The sequence below is a fragment of the Desulfonatronum thiosulfatophilum genome (assembly GCF_900104215.1).
GTDB classification, from domain to species: domain Bacteria; phylum Desulfobacterota; class Desulfovibrionia; order Desulfovibrionales; family Desulfonatronaceae; genus Desulfonatronum; species Desulfonatronum thiosulfatophilum.
Window position 1 is genome coordinate 169,014 of the sequence record NZ_FMXO01000003.1, and the last position, 19,640, is coordinate 188,653.

General features: G+C 58.6%; 18 protein-coding genes. 15 read left to right on the top strand and 3 right to left on the bottom strand.

Annotated features, from left to right (window positions below):
- Positions 1–44: 44 nt before the first annotated feature.
- Positions 45–434 carry a hypothetical protein gene (locus BLP93_RS03490; RefSeq protein WP_092117261.1) on the bottom strand — a complete coding sequence of 130 codons (390 nt, stop codon included), beginning with the start codon at positions 432–434 and terminating at the stop codon, positions 45–47.
- Positions 435–788: 354 nt separating this feature from the next.
- Between BLP93_RS03490 and BLP93_RS03495 the strand changes: the two genes are divergently transcribed.
- The 15 genes from BLP93_RS03495 to BLP93_RS03565 all read left to right on the top strand — a co-directional run bounded on the left by BLP93_RS03495 (position 789) and on the right by BLP93_RS03565 (position 17,239).
- Positions 789–1,199, top strand: a complete 411-nt coding sequence (locus BLP93_RS03495) for a hypothetical protein (RefSeq protein ID WP_092117263.1) — start codon at positions 789–791, stop codon at positions 1,197–1,199.
- Positions 1,200–1,255: 56 nt separating this feature from the next.
- On the top strand, positions 1,256–2,407 hold the full coding sequence (locus BLP93_RS03500; protein ID WP_092117265.1) for an iron-containing alcohol dehydrogenase: 1,152 nt from the start codon (positions 1,256–1,258) through the stop codon (positions 2,405–2,407).
- Positions 2,401–3,615, top strand: a complete 1,215-nt coding sequence (locus BLP93_RS03505) for a two-component system sensor histidine kinase NtrB (RefSeq protein ID WP_425248213.1) — start codon at positions 2,401–2,403, stop codon at positions 3,613–3,615. Before BLP93_RS03500 ends, BLP93_RS03505 begins: the two co-directional genes overlap by 7 nt.
- Positions 3,608–4,960, top strand: a complete 1,353-nt coding sequence (locus BLP93_RS03510; RefSeq protein WP_092117269.1) for a sigma-54-dependent transcriptional regulator — start codon at positions 3,608–3,610, stop codon at positions 4,958–4,960. The genes BLP93_RS03505 and BLP93_RS03510 overlap by 8 nt, the downstream gene beginning before the upstream one ends.
- 597 nt (positions 4,961–5,557) lie before the next feature.
- Positions 5,558–6,739: an iron-containing alcohol dehydrogenase gene (locus BLP93_RS03515; RefSeq protein WP_092117271.1), complete on the top strand. Its 1,182-nt coding sequence runs from the start codon at positions 5,558–5,560 to the stop codon at positions 6,737–6,739.
- A 479-nt stretch (positions 6,740–7,218) separates the two neighbouring features.
- A complete protein-coding gene (locus BLP93_RS03520; RefSeq protein ID WP_092117273.1) occupies positions 7,219–7,782 on the top strand; it encodes a 4Fe-4S dicluster domain-containing protein in 564 nt (187 codons plus the stop codon).
- Positions 7,783–7,793: 11 nt separating this feature from the next.
- Positions 7,794–8,744: a CoB--CoM heterodisulfide reductase iron-sulfur subunit B family protein gene (locus tag BLP93_RS03525; RefSeq protein ID WP_092117396.1), complete on the top strand. Its 951-nt coding sequence runs from the start codon at positions 7,794–7,796 to the stop codon at positions 8,742–8,744.
- Positions 8,745–8,772: 28 nt separating this feature from the next.
- A complete protein-coding gene (locus tag BLP93_RS03530; protein WP_092117275.1) occupies positions 8,773–10,731 on the top strand; it encodes a CoB--CoM heterodisulfide reductase iron-sulfur subunit A family protein in 1,959 nt (652 codons plus the stop codon).
- A complete protein-coding gene (locus BLP93_RS03535) occupies positions 10,719–11,177 on the top strand; it encodes a hydrogenase iron-sulfur subunit (protein WP_092117277.1) in 459 nt (152 codons plus the stop codon). The genes BLP93_RS03530 and BLP93_RS03535 overlap by 13 nt, the downstream gene beginning before the upstream one ends.
- Positions 11,178–11,189: 12 nt before the next feature.
- Entirely contained in the window at positions 11,190–12,146 is a 957-nt protein-coding gene (locus BLP93_RS03540) for a 4Fe-4S dicluster domain-containing protein (RefSeq protein WP_092117279.1), read from the top strand.
- Entirely contained in the window at positions 12,146–13,216 is a 1,071-nt protein-coding gene (locus tag BLP93_RS03545) for a 4Fe-4S dicluster domain-containing protein (RefSeq protein ID WP_092117281.1), read from the top strand. Before BLP93_RS03540 ends, BLP93_RS03545 begins: the two co-directional genes overlap by 1 nt.
- On the top strand, positions 13,213–14,070 hold the full coding sequence (locus BLP93_RS03550; RefSeq protein WP_092117283.1) for an FAD/NAD(P)-binding protein: 858 nt from the start codon (positions 13,213–13,215) through the stop codon (positions 14,068–14,070). The genes BLP93_RS03545 and BLP93_RS03550 overlap by 4 nt, the downstream gene beginning before the upstream one ends.
- Positions 14,071–14,124: 54 nt before the next feature.
- Positions 14,125–14,595: a ferritin-like domain-containing protein gene (locus tag BLP93_RS03555; protein ID WP_092117285.1), complete on the top strand. Its 471-nt coding sequence runs from the start codon at positions 14,125–14,127 to the stop codon at positions 14,593–14,595.
- 140 nt (positions 14,596–14,735) lie between these two features.
- A complete protein-coding gene (locus tag BLP93_RS03560) occupies positions 14,736–16,475 on the top strand; it encodes an aldehyde ferredoxin oxidoreductase family protein (protein ID WP_092117287.1) in 1,740 nt (579 codons plus the stop codon).
- 110 nt (positions 16,476–16,585) lie between these two features.
- Positions 16,586–17,239 carry a hypothetical protein gene (locus BLP93_RS03565; protein WP_092117289.1) on the top strand — a complete coding sequence of 218 codons (654 nt, stop codon included), beginning with the start codon at positions 16,586–16,588 and terminating at the stop codon, positions 17,237–17,239.
- Positions 17,240–17,337: 98 nt separating this feature from the next.
- On the opposite strand, the gene BLP93_RS03570 is transcribed toward BLP93_RS03565, so the two are convergent.
- Positions 17,338–18,522 carry a glycoside hydrolase family 3 protein gene (locus BLP93_RS03570; RefSeq protein ID WP_092117291.1) on the bottom strand — a complete coding sequence of 395 codons (1,185 nt, stop codon included), beginning with the start codon at positions 18,520–18,522 and terminating at the stop codon, positions 17,338–17,340.
- 46 nt (positions 18,523–18,568) lie between these two features.
- Positions 18,569–19,636 carry a M24 family metallopeptidase gene (locus tag BLP93_RS03575; RefSeq protein ID WP_092117293.1) on the bottom strand — a complete coding sequence of 356 codons (1,068 nt, stop codon included), beginning with the start codon at positions 19,634–19,636 and terminating at the stop codon, positions 18,569–18,571.
- Positions 19,637–19,640 lie beyond the last annotated feature (4 nt).

The following is a 19,640-nucleotide window of genomic DNA, read 5'->3' on the forward strand; positions in this document are numbered from 1 at the left end:
CGAAGAGGCGAAGGGGCTGAGTGAAGGTGATAATCGCAGCATGGCTACTGCTTCTGCTTCAACTCGGGGTCGTTCTTCAGGGCTTCGGCATACAGGATCGCAGGTACGGCGAACAAACCATAAATGACGACGGCCATGCCGAGGTCGATGGGCCAGAAGGGCGAGGTGGTTTCATCCAGTCGAAAGAGTGTCGCCATGACGTGCACACCAGCCATGACCAAGGTCAGGCGTCCTGGCCAAGCCCAGAACGCCATTGTAAGATAACGCCGTCTGAAGGCCAGTCCATGGCAGGCAACCAGACATACTGCGAAAAGTGCGATATCAGCGAGGATTTTCAGGGAAAGCAGGGGATCGGTTTCCACGGTCAGGGACAGCAGCCGGGTGATCGTTGCGGATACAAAGAGCACGGACAGCAGGAAAAAGTAGATTTTCATGGGGCGAACTCCGGAGATTGTGGGAACTTGATCCCGGCAGATTCAAGCTTTTGGACGCCGTGTTCTGAATCATCCCGGGGCTCCTCGGCATGTATGGGGAGGTGGCTGAAAAGTCAAAAGCCGCATCAACCATGCAAGGCCTTGCCGCAAACAGAGCTTGCAATATTTGCCTTGATGAGGCGCTCTTTTTTGGACAATATGCACCGTTATATGTTTGAGGACAAACCGACGAAAGTCGATATCCAGAAGCGCCTGTCCGAAGCTTCGTTACGAGGAAGCAGTTACATGGTGTCACTGTAGCAGCGAGTATTTACTGAGCATTTTTGCAAATACGACACATGGAAAGGAAAGAACATGAACGACATTCATGGATATCTGGAGTCGTGGCGGAAAGATCCTGGTGGGGTCCGTCCCGTGGTGACGCGCTTATTTGAACAGTTGCAGAAGTATGAGCCGGATTTTGAGTTTGTGGTGCGTGAAGGAGTCAGCGCCAGCCTGCGCGCCCGTGTCAGAAAGCCCGGAACGGCGAGGCCGCTGTTCTGTCTTGTGGATATTGTCGAGGATGCCGACGGCCGCTGGCTTTCGGTCTGTTTTTATGCCGATACGGTTTCCGATTCGAACGAGTCGGGAAATCTTGTTCCCGAAGGCCTGCTGGGCGAGGACGGCTACTGTTTTGACGTGGACGGCGCGGATGCCGAATACGAGGGATACCTGTTCGACAGGATCGCGCAAGCCCACGCCGCGGTGCTTGCCGGGAATTCGTGATTTTTTCGGGCCAGGCTCGGAATAGTTGCGCCAAACCTGAACCAGGGGACAGGAATATGTCTGATCATCCGATCACGAAGTTCGCCATTCCGGAGATCATCTTCGGACATGGCAGCATCCGCTATTTGGCTCAATGCGCCAGGCGGTTGGGAGCGAATCGGGCGCTGCTGGTCACGGACCAGGGACTCATCGGTTCCGGATGGGCGGGTCATGTCATGGACATCCTGCGGGATGAAAGCCTGGATTATCTGCTGTTCGACAAGGTCAACTCCAATCCCCGGGATTATCAGGTCCATGAGGGCGCGGATCTGTATGTTCGGGAAAAGGCCGATGTGATCATCGCCCTGGGCGGCGGAAGCCCCATGGACACGGCCAAGGGCATCGGCACCATTGCCGGCAACGGCGGGCGAATCCGCGATTATGAAGGGGCGAACAAAGTGATGCGCCCCCTGCCGCCGATGATCTTCATTCCAAGCAACGCCGGCAGCGGGTCGGACATTTCCCAGTTCTGCATCATCACTGACGTGGAGCGACAGGTGAAGATGTCCATTATCAGTCGGTCCCTGGTTCCCAATGTATCCATCATTGATCCAACCTTGCTGATGACCAAGAACGACAATCTGGTCGTCTCCTCGGCCATTGACGCCCTGGCCCATGCCATTGAATCCTTTGTTTCGCCCCTGGCCTCGCCGTTTACGGAAATCCAGGCCCTGAAAGCCATCGAGCTGATTGCCCGCAATCTGCAGCCTGCTATTCATAACCGCACCCCGGAGATCATGGAGCAGCTTTCCATTGCCAGCACCGCGGCGGGCATGTCGTTCAGCAATGCCGGACTCGGCATCGGCCATGCCCTGGCCCATTCACTGGGCGGCATTTTCGACACCCTCCACGGCCTGGTCCATCCCATCGTGCTGCCCGTCGTGATGCGCTACAATCTGCCCGTCTGTCCGGAGAAAATGTGCGTCATCGGCCGGATCATCCAGGGCTCGGCCCAGGGGTGCTCCAAGGATCAGGGGGAAGAGGGCATCGCCAAGCTGGAAGAACTGTTCGCCGTGCTGAATGTTCCGCATCGCATGCGGGACATCGTTCCAGACGATTCGAAACTGGAGAAAATCTGCAAGATGGCGGTGCATGACGCCTGCATGCTCACCAACCCGCGCAAGGCGGACTGGGAAGATCTGCTGGCCATATGCCGGGAGGCATGGTGATGCCCCGGCCCACGGATTTAAAAGACCTGATCGGCATCGAGCACAGCAAGCTCGGATTCTTCCAGGAACTGCGCCAGAAGATCGAGGAACTGAAGGATTCTCACAAGCGCTCCGAAGAGCAGCGCCGAGAAATCGCCGCCATCCTGGACGGCATCACGGACGTGATGATGGTCCTGTCGGAAAATCTGCGGATCATCTCGGTGAATCATGTTTTCCGGAAATTGTTCGACGATCCCCGTCCCGAGGGCAAGTTCTGCTACGAACTGTTCCGGCATCAGGACCATCCCTGCCCGGAATGTCCGGCTTTTCGTTCCCTGGCCACGAATTCCGTCTGCCGAAACACGGCGATTTTTAAGCTCAAGGGACGCAACCGGCAATTCGAGATGGTCGCCTCGCCGCTCAAGAATCCGGAATGGCCGGAACATCGGGTGCTGATATTCAAACGGGACGTGACCCTGGAAAAGGAATACCAGGCCAAGTATTATCAGGTGGAAAAGATGGCCACCATGGGCATGCTGGCCGCGGGTGTGGCCCATGAGGTGAACAATCCCATGGCCGCCATTCATGGCTTTGCCGAAGGGCTGCAGCGGCGTCTGCCGAAGATCGAGGCCTCCGTGGCGCCGGAGCTGGCCCAGGATTTTCGGGAATATACAGACATCATTCTTAAGGAATGCCGCCGCTGCCAGCAGATTATCCAGACCTTGCTCACCTTCAGCCGGCCCTTTTCCGCCGCGTTTTCTCCTCTGGTCCTGAATCAGGTGGTCACGGACACCTTGCGTCTGGTGGATCATCACCTTCGCAAGCGCGACGGTCTGAAAATTCATCTCAAGCTGGCGGACGAACTGCCTCTGGTCTACGGCGACGAGTCCCAGCTCAAGCAGGTCATTCTCAATCTGCTGGTCAATGCGCTGGATGCCATCCAGGGCGCGGGGACCATTCTGATTCAGACCTTCGCCGCGGATGCGCAAAGGATTTGCCTTTGCGTCGAAGACTCCGGCTGCGGCATTCCACCGGAAAACCTGGACAAGATGTTTGAACCCTTTTTCACCACCAAGCCCGTGGGCAAGGGGATCGGGATTGGATTGGCCTCCTGCTACAACATCGTCCAGGAACATGGCGGCGAAATTACGGTAACCAGCGAAGTGGGCAAGGGCTCCCGCTTTTCGGTCTGTCTTCCCCTCAATTCCGAAGAAGGTGCACGTGAGTGAGAACTACTCGGTTCTCGTCGTCGACGACGAGGAATCGATCCGCAAACTTTTCGAGAAAGAATTCTCCCGTCCCGAGCGCACGATTCACAGCGCGGCGTCCGCGGCCCAAGCCCGCCAATTGACCCGGCGCAACCTCTATGACGTTGTGATCTTGGACATTCGACTTCCGGATGCGGACGGCCTGGACCTGTTCACGGAATTCAAGGAACGGCTCCAGGACGTGGAAATCATCCTGATCACCGGTCATGGAAACATCGACAGCGCGGTCCAGGCCATGAAGCTGGGCGCGTATGACTACATTACCAAGCCCTTCAATCTGGACAAGCTGGAACTGGTCATCGAACGGGCCTGGCAGCGGGCCTGCATGCAGCGGGAGAACCGCAGCTTCCGGCTTTCAAGCGAAAGTCGAAAAGTGCACCGCATGGTGGGCAACTCCGAGAGCATCAAACAGGTGCGCTATCTCGTTGGAAGGGTGGCGCCCACGGAAGTTCCCGTGCTGCTGACCGGGGAGAGCGGGGTGGGCAAGGATGTGGCGGCCCAGGCCATCCACTCCGGCAGCCGGAGGGCCGACAAGCCGTTCATCATCAAGAACTGCGCCGCACTGGTGAAGGAACTGGCCCGGAGCGAGCTGTTCGGTCATATCAAGGGCTCCTTCACCGGCGCGACGGAGTCACGGGAAGGGCTGATGGCCTTCGCCCACAAGGGCACGCTGTTTCTGGATGAAATCGGCGAACTGCCCCTGGAGGTTCAGGCCTCCCTGTTACGAGTCCTGGAAAACAAGACCTACCGCCGGGTGGGGGATAAGGACGAACGGACTATCGACATCCGCTTCATCTTCGCCACAAGCCGCAATCTGCATGTCGAGGTGGAGGAGGGGCGTTTTCAGGAAGCCCTGCTGCACCGGATCAACGTCTTCAATATCGAGACGCCGCCGCTGCGGGAGCGCAAGGAGGACATCCCCATGCTGGTGGAGCACTTCCTGGCCAGTCTTTCCAATACCCCGACGCGGTACCGGATCACGGACAAGGCCATGCATTGTCTGCTGAGCTATTCCTGGCCCGGCAATGTCCGGGAACTGCGCAACGTCCTGGAACGGAGCATGATTCTGAGCGACGAGGGCATCATTACGGAACGAGCCTTGCCCCGCGAACTCGTGGAGCACTCTCTGGCCCATGGGGATATTCTCGCCGGAGACAAAGGGGTGTTTTCCCTGCGCACCGTGGAACGCGATCATATTTCTCGGGTTTTGAACTATTTCGAGGGCAACAGGCATCAGGCTTCCAAGGCCATGGGCATCGGACGCAAGACCTTGTATCGGAAATTAAAAGAATATGAGCTGGACTGATACCGAATTGGTAACTATTCAGCCGCGTTCCGGCTTGTCTCGATTTTTCGGCATCGCAACTCCTTCGCCGGCTTCGTAACATCAAACCATTGCTTGAATAAACATCAATTTGCGCTCCAGGCGTTTGGCAATGGTTTGATGAACGAATCCTGGCTCAGTCAGACAGGCGATGCCAAAAATAGAGACAACCCGGAACACTTTGAGTTTCTCATGAAAAGTGCTGAGTATTAACCCGAATTGTTCGTCTCCTTATGATTCGGGCTCCTTCCGGCCTGGACCGTCATATGACCATGTGTCTTTTTGACTCGATTGTCGCATTCTTCAGGGTCAAAGTGACACTTCATTCTATCCATTTGTAAATTAAGCCTATTTTTGAATTGCTCACGGGTTCGCCTCAGCCTGTCCGGCAGATGGAGACAAAGAGCACCTTCCTGAATACTTGCCAGGGGCAACTCTACCTTGAATCATGCTGAAATATTTTAATTTAATTTATGGCACTGAAATTGCTTTTAGGAATGGGAAATTGTCGCTGCAGCGTGATCATCGAGAGTATGTATCCCAGTTTTTCCCCTTCTAACCGGAAAGGATGGTGTCATTATGGCCGTACGTGAGCAAGTTTATGGTTTTTTTATTCCCAGCGTTACCCTGATCGGTATTGGTGCCCACAAGGAAATTCCTAACAAGATTAAAGCATTGGGCGGAAAAAAGCCCCTGCTGGTCACTGACAAGGGCATCACCGGCATCGGCATGACCGACCAGATCGTCAAGCTCCTGAAGTCGGAAAAGATGGATTGCGTCGTTTATGATGAAACCATTCCGAACCCCACGGACAACAATGTTCATGACGGTGTGGAAGTCTACAAGAAAAACAAGTGCGACAGTCTGATCACTCTGGGCGGCGGCAGCTCCCACGACTGCGGCAAGGGCATTGGACTGGTCATTGCCAACGGCGGCAAGATTCATGACTTCGAAGGCGTGGACAAGTCCACCAAGCCCATGCCTCCTTATGTCGCAGTGAACACCACGGCAGGCACCGCCTCCGAAATGACCCGCTTCTGCATCATCACGGACACCTCCCGCAAGGTAAAGATGGCCATTGTGGACTGGCGCGTCACTCCCGGCGTTGCCGTGGATGATCCGTTGCTGATGATGGGCATGCCTCCGGCACTGACCGCGGCCACCGGTATGGACGCCCTGACCCACGCCGTGGAAGCCTATGTTTCCACCATCGCCACCCCGATGACCGATGCTTGCGCCGAGAAGGCCATCGAGTTGATCTTCCAGCATCTGCGGCCTGCCGTGGCCAACGGCCAGGACATCAACGCCCGCGAAGGCATGTGCTACGCCCAGTACCTGGCCGGCATGGCCTTCAACAACGCCAGCCTGGGACACGTTCACGCCATGGCGCACCAGTTGGGCGGCTTCTATGACCTGCCCCACGGCGAGTGCAACGCCATCCTGTTGCCCCACGTGGAAAAGTTCAACCTGATCGCCAAGGTGGAACGTTTTGCCAAGATGGCTCAGCTGATGGGCGAAAACATCGAGGGCCTGAGCCCCCGCGCCGCTGCCGAAAAAGCACTGGACGCCATCAAGGAACTCTCCGCCGATGTCGGCATCCCCAGTGGCCTGATCGAACTCGGCAAGCGTTACGGGAAGGACGTGAAGAAGGAAGACATCGCCGTGATGACAGGCAATGCCCAGAAGGACGCATGCGGATTCACCAACCCCCGCTGCCCCAAGGACGCCGATGTGACCGCCATCTACGAGGCCGCCCTGTAAGGACCGGATGCATGGTTTGTTCAGGAAGGCCGGGTCGCCATGTCCGGCCTTCCTGTTTTGGGGCAGTGAATGGCCGCGGTGTGAGGGGGCATGATCCGCGGTTGTGTTTTCCACCATTTATTCTTATTTCAACACGTGGAAACCATCTTGCTGAGCCCTGCAAAACCACCTAATTCAGAATTTTGTAACTACTCAGTTCATATAAATAAATGGGCTGGATACCCGCCTTCACGGGTATGACTGACTCGGAAACGGCATCAGAAAACAAGTCATTCCCGCGAAGGCGGGAATCCAGGTCATGCTTGCCACAAGTTTTTGAAAACCAATTTTTTCTCACTCAAGCTGAGAAGTTACGAATTTTTGTGAAAACATTGTCATGCCGGATTCCGGCATTATTCTGGCGGACGGCCGGGCAGTTCTGATCCCGGCAACCTCTGTCCCCCTGCGCCAACCCCCTCCCCTCAAGGAGCTGAATACACATGGAAGTTGTTGATATTCACGCCTCGTGCGACCGCGAATTCATTGCCATGGTTGAAGAAGAGAGCGAGCAGAAGGTTCGTCTCTGCTACCAGTGCGGCAATTGCACCGCGGGATGTCCCTACACCTTTGCCTACGACATACCTGTCAGTCAGGTCATGCGCCTGCTTCAGGCCGGGCAAAAAGAACGCCTACTGTCCTGCAAATCCATCTGGCTCTGCGCGACCTGCGAATCCTGCACCACGCGCTGTCCCAACGAGATCGACGTGGCCCGCATCATGGACGTGCTGCGGCACATGGCCAGGCGGGAAGGTTATGCGGCCGAAAAGAACGTCAAAACTTTCTGGGACACCTTTCTGGATTCCGTCGAGAGGCATGGACGAGTTTTCGAAATGGGTCTGCTGGCTACCTATGTGGCCAAGACCGGACGGTTCTGGACGGACATCGAACTCGGGCCCAAGATTCTGCCCAAGGGCAAGCTTTCCTTCAAGCCGCATCAAATTGAGGGCCGGGACAAGGTCGCCGAGATCTTCAGACGCTTCAGGGAGAAGGAGGCGAGCCGATGAGCCGACAAACGATGAATTATGCCTATTACCCCGGCTGTTCCGGCCAGGGAACCTCCGTCGAATACGATACCTCGACCCGGGCGGTGTGCCGTGCCCTGGGCATAAATCTGCTGGACATACCTGACTGGAGCTGTTGCGGTTCCACGCCGGCCCACACCGTGGATCACCTGCTCTCTTCAGCCCTGGCGGCGCGCAATCTGGCGCTGGCCGAGGACATGGACGTGGCCGCGGTGATCACTCCCTGCCCGAGTTGCCTGACCAATCTCAAGATGGCCGTGCACCGGATGAGCGACCGGGAGTTCCGAGTCCAGGTCAATGAGCTGCTGGACAAGCCCGCGCAGCGCACCGTGCCTGTCAAGTCCGTGCTGCAGGTCCTGGCCGAGGACATCGGTCCCGAAGCCGTGGCCGAAATGTTGCCGGACAAGCCTCTGGCCGGCCTGAAGCTGGCTCCCTATTACGGGTGCATCATGAACCGGCCCCCCGAGGTGATGCAGTTCGACGACCATGAAAACCCCACTGCCATGGACAAGCTGATGCAGGCTTTGGGGGCCGAGGTGGTGCCGTTTCCTCTCAAGGTCGAATGCTGCGGCGCCTCCTACGGCATCGCCCGCAAGGACATCGTGGCCAGACTGTCGGGCAAGCTCCTGGAAACGGCCGAAGGCCTCGGGGCCCATGCCGTGGTCACGGCCTGTCCGCTGTGTCAGATGAACCTGGACATGCGCCAGGGCCAGGCATCGGCGGCCGCGGGTCACAAATTTCAATTACCTGTTTTCTACTACACTCAACTGATCGGCCTAGCCCTGCGGCTGCCCCAGGACGAACTGGGTCTGTCCAAGCTGTGCGTCTCGCCGAGACTGGCTCTGGACGCCATGCACAAGGCCCGCGACGAGGAGCAGGAAAAGGCGGCGGCCAAGGCGCAAGCGCAGGCCGCAAAGCAAACCAGCAAGGCGAAGGCCGCCTGATCCGCAAGGCACAGCCGGAGGAACGTTCATGAAGATCGGAGTTTTTGTCTGTCACTGCGGCAGCAATATCGGTGGGACGGTGGATGCGGCCAAGGTGGCCGAAGTCTCCCGCGCCTTTCCCGACGTGATTTTTGCCTCGGACACCATGTATGCCTGTTCCGAACCCGGACAGGAAGGAATCATCCAGGCCATCAAGGAAAACGAACTGGACGGCGTGGTCGTGGCGTCCTGCACGCCCCGGATGCACGAGCCCACGTTTCGCCGCACCGTGGAACGGGCCGGACTGAACCGGTTCATGTTCGAAATGGCCAATATCCGGGAGCACGTTTCCTGGATCGGCAAGGACAAGGAAGCGAACACCAACAAGGCCATCGAACTGACCCGCATCGCCGTGGAAAAGCTGCGCCAGGACAAGCCGCTGTTCGCCAAACAGTTCGACATCAACAAGCGGGTGATGGTCATCGGCGGCGGGGTGGCCGGAATCCAGGCCGCCCTGGACTGCGCGGACGGGGATCGCGAAGTCGTCCTGGTGGAGCGCGAATCCACCATCGGCGGCAAGATGGCCAAGCTGGACAAGACGTTTCCCACCGTGGACTGCAGCAGCTGCATTCTCGGTCCGAAAATGGTGGACGTGGCCCAGCATTCCAAGATCAAGCTCTACGCCATGTCCGAGGTCGAGGACATCAGCGGCTATGTGGGCAACTTCGAGGTCAAGATCCGGCGTAAGGCCGCCTATGTGAACTGGGACCTGTGCACGGGCTGCGGCCTGTGCATGGAAAAGTGTCCGAGCAAAAAGTCCCTGGACCGGTTCAACGAACAGGTGGGCATGACCACGGCCATCAATATCCCCTTTCCCCAGGCCATTCCCAAGAAAGCCGTGATCGACCCGGAATTCTGTTTGAAATTCACCAAGGGCAAATGCGGGATCTGCGCCAAAGTCTGTCCGACCAAGGCCATTGTCTACGAACAGCAGGAAGAGGTGGTCACGGAAAAAGTGGGCGCCATCGTGGCGGCCACGGGGTATGACCTTTTCGACATCAGCAAGTACGGCGAGTACGGCGGCGGGCGATTGCCGGACGTGATCACCGGCCTGCAGTACGAGCGCCTGCTGTCCGCCTCCGGCCCCACCGGCGGCCATGTCAAGCGGCCCTCGGACGGCAAGGAGCCGAAAACCATCGTTTTCGTGCAGTGCGTCGGCTCCCGGGACAAAAGCGTGGACCGGCCGTACTGTTCCGGGTTCTGCTGCATGTACACGGCCAAGCAGGCCATTTTGACCAAGGACCATATCCCGGATTCCACCTCCTACGTCTTCTACATGGACATCCGGGCACCCGGAAAGATGTACGACGAGTTCACCCGGCGGGCCATGGAAGAGTACGACACCAACTATATCCGGGGCCGGGTCTCCATGATCTATCCCAAGGGCGACAAGCTGCTGGTCCGGGGCGTGGATACGCTGCTGGGGGCCCAGGTGGAAGTGGAGGCGGATCTCGTGGTTCTGGCCGCCGGGGCCGAGGCTGCGGTTGGCGCGCCGCAGCTGGCCGAGAAGTTGCGCATCTCTTATGACAAATACGGCTTCTTCATGGAGAGCCATCCCAAGCTGCGGCCCGTGGAGACAAACACGGCCGGCGTATACTTAGCCGGATCGTGCCAGGGCCCCAAGGACATTCCGGCGTCCGTGGCCCAGGGCAGCGCCGCCGCTGCCAAGGTTTTGTCCCTGTTTGCCAAGGACAAGCTGGAAAACGATCCCATGATCTCCTTCGTGGACATCAAGCGCTGCGTGGGCTGCGCCAAATGCATCCAGGTCTGCCCCTTCGGCGCGATCAAGGAAGTGGATTTCCGCGGCGAGCCCAAGGCCGAAGTCATTGAGACGGTTTGCCAGGGCTGCGGTCTGTGCACCGCGACCTGCCCACAGGGCGCCATTCAGCTCTCGCACTTTACAGACAACCAGATTCTCGCCGAGGTCAATGCCTTATGTCAGCTCTAGCCGGAAAGGAACTACGTATCGTCGGTTTTCTCTGCAACTGGTGCTCCTACGGCGGGGCGGACACGGCCGGAGTGGGCCGGTTTTCCCAGCCCACGGACCTGCGGATTATCCGCGTGCCCTGCTCCGGGCGGATCAACCCCTTGTTCGTGGCCAAGACCCTGCTGTCCGGCGCGGACGGCGTCCTGGTCTCCGGCTGCCATCCGCGAGATTGCCATTATGCCGAAGGCAATTTCTACGCCCGCCGCCGGTTGGAAATCTTCAAGCGGTTCCTGCCGACCATGGGCATTGATCCGGATCGCTTCGAATACACCTGGGTTTCCGCATCCGAAGGTCAGCGCTGGCAGAAGGTGGTGACCACCTTCACCGAGCAGATTCACAAGCTCGGGCCCGCGCCGCGTATCGGAACGGTCCACGAACAGAACAAGACTGCCGCAGCCGCGTGTTAAGGAGCTGATACCGTGACGATTCTCACGCAACTCAAGGAACAGATCGCGGCGCAACTGCCGAAACTGGACATGGTCATCGGCTGGGAGCAGGGTTTTGATCCGCTGCATGCCACGCCCTTGTTCATGCGCGGTGCCGAGGACGTGGAGCGTCTTCAGATCGGTCCGCTGGCCGTGCACAATACCGCGACATATCTTACCGGATTGAAGAACAAGAAGGTCGGCCTGGTGGTCAAGGGCTGCGACAGCCGGGCCGTGGTCCAACTGGTGCAGGAAGGGCTGATCAACCAGGAAAACATCGTGGTCTTCGGCTTCCCCTGCGAGGGCGTGGCCGATCTGACCAAGGTCCGCCGCAGGCTCGGCGACATTGGCCGGGTCAACCAGGTGGACATCTCCCCCGACAGTCTGCGTCTGCATCACGACGGCCAGGAAACCGACATCCCCCTGGCGGACGTTCTGGCGGACAAGTGTCTGCGCTGCCGGTTCCCCAATGCCCTGGTCCACGACCACTTCGCCGGCAAACCGCGAGAGCCCCATGCCGCGACGGACGACTACCAGGATGTCCAGGACTTCGAATCTCAGCCTCTGGAGGATCGGTTCGAGCACTGGAAAGAAGAGATGAGTCGCTGCATCCGCTGCTACGCCTGCCGCAACGCCTGCCCGATGTGCGTCTGCCGGGATCATTGCGTGGCCCAGTCCCGTGAACCCCACTGGGTGACCCAGGAAGACGAGGTGCGGGAAAAATGGATGTTCCAGGTGATTCACGCCATGCACCTGGCCGGACGCTGCGTGGAGTGCGGCGAGTGCCAGCGGGCCTGTCCGGTGGACATTCCGGTTCTTGCGCTGAAGCGCAAGCTGAACAAGGAAATCAAGGAATTGTTCAACTATGAAGCCGGTGTCGATCCCAAGGCGATACCGCCGCTGCTCTCCTTCCAGGTGGAGGAAGAGAACATAAACGAGAGAGGTTGGTAATGGCCGAGGCCAAATTCATAGCAAACGACAAGCTGACGGCATGGCTGGACGAACTGTCGGGCCGGATGCGCGTGCTTGCGCCCACCCGGCAGGGCGATGCCGTGGTCTTCGCTCCGTACGCTCCCGGTCAACAGGTGGAACTGGACGCCGAAGCCACGGCCCCGCCGAAAAGCGCCGTGTTCCCGGCCAGCGAGGAACTTCTGCGCTACGACTACCGCAAGGATCCCGAGAATCTGGGCCAGGTGGAGGTGGAACTGCTGCCCACCATTTCCCCGGAACCGACTCTGGTTTTCGGTTCCCGTCCCTGCGGGGCAAGGGGATTTCTGATTTTCGACCGGGTCTATGACGGGGCCAAATACAAGGATCCCTACTATCTTGCCCGCCGCGAAGCCACCATTTTCGCCACCATCGCCTGTCGGCAGGCCGAGAATTCCTGCTTCTGCCACAGCGTGGGCTCCGCTCCCGGCGACGCGACCGGTTCGGATCTGCTGCTCACGCCGGTGGAGGGCGGATATGTGGTCGAGGGTGTCAGTGACAAGGCGGCTCCGCTTCTGGAAAGCTCGCTGCTCGAAGCTGCCGGGGACAAGGTTGATCAGGCCAAATCCCTGCGGGAGAAGGCGCTCCAGGAAATGGGCGATCCGCAGGATTTCGGTCCGGCCAGCAAAAAACTGCTGGCGCTATTCGACAACCTGGGGTTCTGGGAAGAGATGTCCGCGAAGTGCATCAGTTGCGGGGCCTGCACCTACCTGTGTCCGACCTGCTACTGTTTCAACATCACGGATGAGAATGCCGGACTGACCGGACGGCGCGTCCGGTCCTGGGACAACTGCATGTCCTTCCAGTTCACCATGGAAGCCAGCGGGCACAACCCGCGACCGACCAAAGCCCATCGCCTCCGGAACCGGGTCGGGCACAAGTTCAGCTACTATCCGGATCTGCACGAAAAAATCATCGCCTGTTGCGGGTGCGGACGCTGCATCAAGAGCTGCCCGGTGAGCGTGGATATTCGAGAAATCGTGACCAGGGCCATGGACTACCAGCCCAAGGCTGTCGAGGAGGCCGCAAAATGACCGAGAATCCGCAACGATCCCCCCTGGCGGCCAACCCCTATCTTCCGGAAATCGGCACCATCGTCGAAACCATCCAGGAAACCCACAACATCAAGACGTTCCGGGTTGTTCTGGGCAGTGAAGAACGGATGCAAGACTTCCATTACGAGCCCGGTCAGGTGGGTCAGCTTTCCGTGTTCGGCATCGGGGAGGCCACCTTCGTGATCAATTCCCCGCCCACGCGCAAGGAGTATCTCCAGTTCAGCGTGATGCGCGCCGGTGAAGTGACCACCAAGCTGCATGGCCTTTCCAAGGGCGACCGGGTCGGGGTGCGCGCGCCCCTGGGCAATCATTTTCCGTACGAATCCATGAAGGGCAAGGACATCGTCTTCATCGGCGGCGGGATCGGCATGGCCCCATTGCGCACCTTGCTGCTGTTCATGCTGGACAACCGGGCGGATTATGGAAAGATCCGGGTGCTGTACGGAGCGCGCAGTCCCCAGGACATGGCTTTCAGTTACGAACTGCCGGAGTGGCTGGAGCGCAAGGACATGGAAACCGTGCTGACCATCGACCGGGAAGCCGAAGGCTGGGAACACAGAGTGGGCTTGATTCCCAACGTGCTCCTGGAAATGGCGCCCAAGCCGCGCAAGGCCGTGGCCGTGACCTGCGGCCCCCCGATCATGATCAAGTTTACCCTGCAGGCCCTCAAGAAGCTGGGCTTCAAGGACAACCAGATCGTCACGACCCTGGAGAAGCGCATGAAATGCGGCGTCGGCATCTGCGGTCGATGCAACATCGGGACAAAATACGTGTGCGTGGACGGTCCGGTATTTACGAACGAACAATTGCTCGAACTGCCCAACGAGCTGTAGGATCCGCTTTGCTTGCGATTTTTGTCGCACCAGAACGGAATCAAGGAGAAGACAATGGCCGTTTTTTTTCAAGCAGCCGAGATTGCCGCGGCCGCTGTGAACATCGAGCGTCAAGGACAGGTTTTTTACTCCAACGCGGCCAATGCGGCCACAAATCCGGATGCCAAGGATTTCTTCCTCTATTTCGCCAAGGAAGAGGCTCGGCACGAGGACATATTTCAGCAGCTCAAGGATCGTCTCGGCAAGATCGAGCTGCCGGCCTGGAGCACCAACGAGGAATACGGGATGTATCTCCAGGCGTTGATCGACTCGCACTCTATTTTCTCACCCGATCTGCAAAAGCGTTTAGCCGAGGCCGGGAACGAGAACGAGGCCATTCGTCTGGCCATGGGCTTCGAAAAGGATACCATCCTGTTTTTCATGGAAATGCGAGAACTGGTTCCGGATTCCGAAAAGAAATTCGTCCAGCAATGTATTGATGAAGAACGCTCTCATTTGCGACAGCTGTCTTCAATGTTGAAGTGATTGCGGCGGCCGTACGTACCAGATGATTCCAGATGGCATGCCGGAGCTTCAGCGGTGCTTGAGTAGATGTGCCGCATGCGTTCCGGCGATTTGTATATGTGATTATTCCTGTCAGGATAACCCGTTAAGGAGGTAGTTTCATGGACAAGATTTTACGGATTGACGTAGGAGCGCAAGGCGGCCCCAAAGCCACCGTCGAGCCGGTGGGCGACTATGCGGGCATGGGTGGACGCGGCATGACCACCATGGTCGTGTACAAGGAAGTTCCCGCTGATTGTCATCCTCTCGGACCGGAAAACAAATTGGTCATCTCTCCTGGATTGATGAGCGGATCAGCCGCTTCCTCGTCCGGCCGCATTTCCGTGGGCTGCAAGAGCCCGCTGACCGGCACCATCAAGGAATCCAACGCCGGCGGCACGGCTGCCCAGGCTCTCGGCCGGCTGGGGTATGCCGCGGTGATTCTGGAAGGCGAGCGTCAGGGCGACGACATGTACAAGATCGTCATTGACGACAAGGACGTGAAGATTGAGAAGGCCAACGATCTGAAAATGTTGCCCAACTACGATCTGATCGAAAAATTGAAGCCCGTGCACGGCGAGAAGGTTTCGGTCATCTCCATCGGCACGGCCGGGGAAATGCGATTTTCAAATTCCTCCATCGCGGTCACAGATCCCGAATTCCGTCCGACCCGGCACTGCGGCCGCGGCGGCGTGGGCGCGGTGATGGGCTCCAAAGGCATCAAGTGCATCGTGGTGGACGCCTCGAATACCAAGATGCGCCAGCCCGTGCGCCCGGATGAGTTCAAGGAAGCCAACCGCAAGTTCGTCGAAGGTCTGAAGCAACATGCCGTCACCGGCCAGGGCCTGCCCACCTACGGCACCAACGTGCTGACCAACGTGCTCAACGAGGCCGGCGGCTATCCGACGTACAACTTCCGCGAGGGCCGCTACAAGCACGCCCAGAATCTGTCAGGGGAACTGCAGGCCGAGACCATGAAGAACCGTCCCGGCGGCGTGGCCACCCACGGCTGCCATCGGGGTTGCGCCATTCAGTGTTCCGGTACCTGGACGGACAAAGACGGCAACTACATGACCAAGCAGCCGGAGTACGAAACCGTCTGGTCCCACGGCGGCAACTGCGGCATCGACGATCTGGACGTCGTGGCCAAGCTGGATTTCCTGGACGACAACTACGGCCTGGACACTATTGAGATGGGCGTGACCATCGGCGTGGCCATGCAGGCCGGAGTGATCGAATTTGGTGATGCCGAAGGCGCCGTCAATCTGGTCCATGAAGTGGGCAAGGGCACGCCGCTGGGTCGCATTCTTGGCGCCGGCGCGGCCACCACGGCCCGCTGCTACGGCCTGGAACACGCTCCCGTGGTCAAAGGCCAGGCCATGCCGGCCTACGACCCCCGCGCGGTCAAGGGCATCGGCGTGACCTACGCCACCACCACCCAGGGCGCGGACCATACCGCAGGGTATGCCGTAGCCACGAACATCCTCAAGGTCGGCGGTGACGTGGATCCGCTGAAGTCCGAAGGCCAGGCCGAGCTGTCCCGCAATCTGCAGGTGGCCACCGCTGCTCTGGACGCCACGGGCTACTGCCTGTTCATCGCCTTCGCCATCCTGGATCAACCTGAAACCTTCGGCGCCATGGTCGATTCCATCAACCACATGTACGGCCTGGAAATGACCGGCGACGACGTGGTGGCACTGGGCCAGAAGATCCTGAAGATGGAGCGCGAGTTCAACAAGAAGGCCGGCTTCGGTCCCGAACATGACCGCCTGCCCCGCTACTTCTCCCGCGAGCCGCTGGCGCCTCATAACGTGGTTTTCGACGTATCCGCCGAGGAACTTGACAGCGTCTACAACTTCTAACAGCTACGACTTCCTTCCCGGACCGGAGGCCGAGCCTCCGGTCCGGGATTTTTTTCGACGCGGCGTCTGATGCCTTGCAGTGACGACGAACCTTGAATCCAGGAGTCACCGTGCCGTACACAGCCCCCTATCCCGAACCCTACGATCAACTCCTGGGAAATCTGCCGCTGGTCCTGATGGAGCATGACGCGCCAGAATATTTTGGCATTCTGCTTCAGGGCGGATTCGACATGCCCGTTCCCGAACCCTGTACGCTGCGGGAGTTTCTGTGCGAGCTGGTCGGCGTCTGCGGGGTGTATACGGAAAAAAGTCTGCAGACCATCTTCCTGGACGGAAAAGCCATTGACGATCTGGACCGGGCCTTGCTCGGGCCGTCCTCACGACTGGCCCTGTCCGCGGCCATGCCCGGACTGGTGGGAGCGACCATGCGCCGGGGCGGGTATTACAGCCGGATGCGGGAGGGCATTTCCCAGGCAAAGGGCGATGGTCTTGAGGCTTCTGAAAAAAAGCCGTTCCGGCTGCATGTCCGTCTCTACAATGCCGTGGGCCGCGAACTTGCCGGATTGTTTCTGCACCACGGGATTTTCGTTTCTTCGGAAAGCCTGCTCCGATTTTTGAAAATCCAGCCGCCCAAATTCTTCGATCATCTACAAAAAGCCTCTCTTGCAGGCGCTCCTCTGCCTATAGGATCATCAGCGGCGGGCACCTGGCAACTCCCCGGGGGTGATATCGCCCTGCGGGTCACCAGCGAACGTAAGGAATGACTTCTTCTTCCGGCCAGGACTTCTCCTTTCTCACTTGAGACGTCTCAGCACCGGTTCAACCAAGCATTTTTTCTGCCCCCCCTGACCATCACGCTGCCTCAAAAGGCGTCGCATCGGTGGCACGCAATATTGTTCCGCGCGGCAAGACGGGTTTTCAGGCGCATGATGCGTTCATACGATTCTTGTATGCGGGATTCCGAAATGCGGCCATCCCGGACCAGACCCAGGATGATTTCCTGGGCCTTTTGCGCAATCCCATCGTCATACACAAGGTTGTTCCCGAAAATAATGATATCCGCGCCGGCCAGGATGGTTTGTTTCAGGGCGATTTCCAGGCTGTAGTGGTCTGTAATGGCCTGCATCTGCATGTCGTCGGAGATGATCACGCCCTGGTAGTTCATCTGGTCGCGCAACAGGCCCTGCATGATCGCCGGAGAAAGGGTCGCTGGCCAATCCGGATCCAGGGCGGCATTGAAAACATGTGCGGTCATGATCATGTCCGTGCCCACGGAGCTCAGGATTTCGCGGTAGGGTTCCAACTCGATTTCAGTCCAGGTCTGGGTGACGTCCGTGAAGCCGAGATGGGAATCCGTGGTGGAACTGCCATGGCCGGGAAAATGTTTCAGTGCGGTCAGGATGCCTTCGGCCTGATGAGCGAGAATTTCCGCCATGGCCTGTTCGGCGACAATGTGCGGATTGTCGGAAAAGCTGCGTTCCAGCATGCCGATGACCGGGTTGCCCGGGTTGACGTTCACATCCACCACGGGAGACAGGTTGATGTTGATGCCCAGTTCGGCCAGCATCCTGGCAGTCTGGCGGGAATATTCACCCGTGAGGGTCAGGTCGTTCTGCAAGCCGAGCCAGCCCTTGGAAACCGTTGCCGGAAACCCGAAGGTTTCCTTGAGCCGGTTGACCCGTCCGCCCTCCTGATCGATGGCCACGAACAGCGGGACGTCCGGGGACGCGGCGTGGAGCCTGGCCACCAGATTTTTGAGCTGTTCCGGCGAGGCCACGTTGCGGACGCGACTTTTCAACTCGACGTCGTAGTCGAAGATGATCACTCCGCCCACCCGTCCGGCACGAATGTCTTGGATGACGGAGCAGGTTTCCTCCACATCCAGGCCGCGAAATCCGATCATCAGCATCTGGCCCACCATGGCTTCCAGGCTGTCGTTCAATGCCGCCGAGGCCGTGCGAACCGGCAGCCATGACAAGGCTAGGACAAGGAGCAGGCACGCAAGAAAAGACGATGTCAGGGAGAGGGATTGGTGGCGAATGTTCATGAAACACCTCGTGTGATTAAATTTCATAGATATATGATCACATGAATTACAGAATCCGGCACCCGTCTTCCGTGACCAGGATCATGTATTCCCAGCGAATGCCGCCCCATTCCGGATAATAGAGCCCCGGTTCCACGGTGACGATCATGCCCGGAGCCAGGATGGTCTTGTCGTGGGGCCCCAGGCTCGGCGCCTCATGGGTTTCCAGCCCGATACCGTGTCCCAGGCCGTGGTTGAACCGCTCATCCACGAGATAATCCCGAAAGAAGCTCTTCACCAAATGATATGCTTCGGCGACCGGCTTTCCCGGGCGAATCGCAGCAATGGCCGCGTCCTGGGCCTTGCGGACCAGGTCCATGGTGCGTTTGAAGCCGTCCGGGGGGGCGGCGCCGACCCAGAAGGTCCTGGTTTGATCCGAACAGTAGGCGTTGAGGCGGGCGCCGGCGTCCACCAGAACCAGGCAGTCCTCCCGGACAGGGGTGTTGTCGGGCACGGCATGGGGCTGGGCCGCATTGGCGTTCACTCCCACGATGGTCGGAAAGGCCAGTTCCTGGGCGCCGCGTTCCCGGAACAGCTTCTCCATCTCCCAGGCGATGTCCCGTTCCGTGCGTCCCGGCTGCAACAGGTCCGGCACCATGGCGAAAACCTCGTGATTCAGCTTGCAGGAGGCCTCCATCAGGGCGATTTCGTATTCATCCTTGATCCTGCGCAACATTTCAACCATGTTTTGCGTCGGCGCAAGGACAATGTGGTCCTTCAACTCGGCATGGAAATCATAGCTCATGGCCCGGGATTCGAATCCTAAGGCGTTGTAGTTCAATCCGGCCAAAAAATTCCGGACCTGCTGTATTTTGGGGCTGGTATAGATGAACAGCCGCTCCTTGGGCCAAACTTTGGCAGCGGCGATCTCGTAGCGCGGATCCGTGAGCAGCCAGTCCTTTCCGGCTGCGTCGACAATCAGCAAGCCCGCACTTTCATTGCATTGGGGGTCGTGCAGCTCGAATCCGCTCAGGTAGAATCTGTTTGCCGGGCTGGAGACCAGCAATGCCTGGAGTCCGGCTTCGTGCAGCCGTTCCCGCAGCCTTTCCCGGCGATGGGCGTGTCTGTCGATCATGGTT